Origin of the sequence: Tahibacter caeni, assembly GCF_024609805.1 — a bacterium.
Taxonomy (GTDB): domain Bacteria; phylum Pseudomonadota; class Gammaproteobacteria; order Xanthomonadales; family Rhodanobacteraceae; genus Tahibacter; species Tahibacter caeni.
In genome coordinates, this window is record NZ_JANFVR010000425.1 from 1 (window position 1) to 3,414 (window position 3,414).

Genomic DNA, 3,414 nt, shown 5'->3' on the forward strand with positions numbered 1-3,414 from the left:
GAGATACACGTAGCGCGGCAACGCCTGCTCGACGACGAGCGCGAAGCGGTCCGGCCCGCGGCAGCGCTGCGCATGCGCGAGCGTGGCGCGCACGGCGGCGAACTCGGCCTCGCGGCCCGCGGCCAGCAGCACGCGCAGCACGAGCGCCGGCACGCCGGCGGCGAGATCCCAGGCGGCGCTCGCCGTCACGACGCCGGGCACGGCGAGCGCCTCGGTTTCGTAGTCGCGGATGCTGACGAGCCGGCCGAGGCTCTGCACCTTGCCCGGCGCGGCGATTCGCGCCTTGTCGCCGTCTTCGGGCGCGGCGCCGCTGGCGACGATGCCGGCGAGCACGGCCTTGTCGAAACCCGGCGGCCGTTCGCTCGCGCTCGGCGTCGCGCCGGGCTTGATCGGCCCGTACGCGCCGACGCCGCTGCGGTAGCGCGCGACGACGTTGTCCACGCCCGAGGGCAGTCGCGCGCCGGTCTGCCCGTCGCCGAACTGCACGAAGCTGCGGCCCTCGGCGTCCTCGCGGACGATGTAGACCGTATCCTGCGGGCCGCGGCCGTAGAACGCGTCGATGCGCGTCCAGGATCGTCCGGCCACCCAGACCTCGAGCTCGGGCCGCTGCGGCGGCACGTCGCCGGCGGCGAGGAAATAGGTCAGCGGCGACTTCGGCAGCGCGAAGGTCTGCCAGGCCTGGCGGCGGTCGCCGCTGCCGAGCGTCGCCTCGCGCTCGGCCTTGCCCTGCGAGCATTCGGCCAGGTTGCCGTACACCGTGACGGCCGGTTCCGCCTCGTCGAAATCCGCGCGCACGAACGGTGCCGGCGCGCGGTCGAACGACAGCGGCCACAGGCGCGGCACGTCGTCCGGCGCGACGAAGTCGGCCGTTTCGTTCGTGCAGGTCACGAGCACATGGCGTCCGTCGGCGTGCGACAGGAACAGCCGCCGCTGCGCGAGCGTGCGCACCTCGGCGACGCTGCCGTGGAAATACAGCGCGTTCGTGCCGCCGGCGAACGCGCCGGCCGCCGGCGCCGGCAGCGCGCGCAGGGTCAGGCGCGGACTGGTCGCTTCCTGGATGCGGTAGTCGCGCACGTCGGCCAACGGCGAGCCGGGCATCGCGTGCTTCACGAGCGGCGCGTCGAGGCGCAGCAAGGTCGTCGGGCCGTTGAGATTGCCGAAGCCGAGCGTGCCTCCGGGCGCCGCAGCGATGCGTCGCGTCACGCTGAGGTCGACCGTCGTCGCGCCGATCGTCACGCGCGTCTGCACGACGACGAGCTGACCCGCGCGCAGGTCCGGCACCTCGACGTCGAGCGGAATCACGTGCGGGTCGAGCGCGTTCGAGCTGCTCGTGTTCGAGCAGACGTGGCCGGCCTCGACATGACGCTGGAACGCGGTCGTCGACTGCCGCGCGCCGTCGATCCTGCCGCTGCCGTCGGTCGTGTTCGTCACGGTCTTCGGCGGCGCGTTGTGGCCGTAGTGGCGGAACGTGCGGTTGATGCGCAGCGCTGTGACCGGCGCGTTCCAGGCCTGCGCGACCGGCGCGTCGACTTCGACGATCACGCGGCCGAGCAGCGGCGTCACTTTCCTGACCTTGACCGATTGCGGCGCCTGCTGCGCCGTCAGGGTCGCGCCGGACGAGGTCCAGGTCGGTTCCGGCGGCTGCAGCAGCAGGCGGTCGCCGGGCTTGAGGTCGAACGCCGCGAGGCTGGCCTCGTCGCTCGCGCCGTCGACGCTCGCGAGCTCGAACTGCGTCGACTGCGCCGGGATCGTCGCGCCGTACTGGCGCTTGCGGTACAGGTGGAAGCGGCTCAGCGCCGGCAGCGCGACGAGCGCGTGGTCGGTCAGGAAATCGGCCGGCGTCGCGAGATCGGCGAGGTCGGCCTTCAGCGGGAAGCCCTGCCGCAGCGCGACCGGCGCGGTGCCGCGCACCTCGAACGCGAACGTCGCGCGGCCGCCGATGCCGGGCGCGAGCCGGTAGCCGGTCAGGCGCACGAGGTCGGCGACGCTCTCGCGCCAGGCGGCCGTGCGCAGCCAGGCTTCGTTCGCGTAGTGCTCCTGGTAGAACGACAGAATGTCGCCGAGGATCGCGGCGCCTTCGACGAGCGCGATGCCGGGATCGTCGGCGCCGCGATGCGTCCAGGCCGCGAGCTCGGGCGCCGCGTCGATCGCGCGCAGCATCGCCTCGCGGAAGTCGGCGTAGCGGCCGATGCGATACGCCACGCGCGGCAGGCCCGGCCGGTTGCCCGCGCGGCGCGGGAACACGAACGGATCGGTGATCAGCGGCGTGCAGGCCATCAGCGGCGTCCTCCGGTGATGTCGAAGCGGATCAGCCCGCGTTCCAGGTGGTCGGCGTCGTTGGCGAGCAGCACGACCTCGTCGCTGCCGATCTCGAGCTGTTCGGCGCCGGGCACGCCCGGCTGCGGCGCGTCGAACCGCTTCATCGTGATCGCGACGACATGGCGGATGCCGGCGATCCGGTGGAGGCGTCCTTCGATCTCGCTGCGATGCAGCGATTTGCCGAACGTCCACTCGTCGGGATGGAAGAAGCCGCGGCGGCCGTCCGAGGTCCAGGTATCCGAGAATTCCTGCTCGAGCACGAAGCGCAGATCCTCGCGCCAGTACGCCGCGTCGGCGCAGACGGCGATGCGGACGTCGAGCGGCACGTAGCGCGGCGGCCGCAGCTCGAGGTCTTCGCCGATCAGCCGCACGGCCTCCAGATGATCGGCGGCGCGCCGGCGCAGCTCGTTCCAGAGCGCGGCCGAATGCGCGTCGCCGAGCGCGACGAAGCCGGCCGGGTCGATCGCGACGCGCACGCTGCGCCAGCTGCCGGTCCAGACGTAGCGCGCGGCCGCGCGCGAGACGCCGGGCACTTCCTCGGCGCGGCGCACGTAGTCGGCCAGGGTCACCGCGCGCAGCTGCCGCGCCCGGAACGCTTCGGGCGCGTGGCGCCGCACGCGCTCGGCGCTTTCCGGATCGCGTCCGTCGACGACGTCGAACGGATTCGTCGTCGCGACGACGAGGTCGGCCAGCGCACCGGTCAGCGGCGCCGGATGCACGAGCCGGTCGGCGCCGATGTTGCCGGCCGCGCCGCCGCCGACCTGGTAGCGTGCCTCGACCGTCGCGAGCGCCGGCAGCGCGCGGCCGTTCGTGCCGTTGCCGAAGCGCAGCACGCTGCGGCGGCGCTCGTCGGTCTCGACCATGAAACGGTCGCCGTCCTCGGCCGAGTCGTCGGCATGGACTAGGCTTTCGATCTCGTCCCAGGGATCGACGCCGCCGGACGCGGAGTGGACGCGCACTTGCAGGGTCGAGCGCGCCGGCGTCTCGCCGTCGGGTACGCCGGGCGGCGGCGGCCGGTACGCGAGCGGCGCGTCGTCGGGCAGCGCGGCGAGCGTCCAGTCCGCGCCGTCGCCGCGGCGATCCAGGCGCTGGTAA

Annotated in this window: 2 protein-coding genes; both read right to left on the bottom strand. The window is 73.5% G+C overall.

Translation table 11 applies throughout. From position 1 onward, the window contains the following. Nucleotides 1–2,277 (bottom strand): baseplate J/gp47 family protein (locus NON22_RS21975; protein ID WP_484600512.1); only part of this gene is annotated, 2,277 nt, incomplete at its 3' end. Beyond that, nucleotides 2,277–3,414, bottom strand: a 1,138-nt coding sequence (locus NON22_RS21980; RefSeq protein WP_257389140.1) for a baseplate J/gp47 family protein, incomplete at its 5' end; no start/stop codon positions are given. The genes NON22_RS21980 and NON22_RS21975, both read right to left, overlap by 1 nt.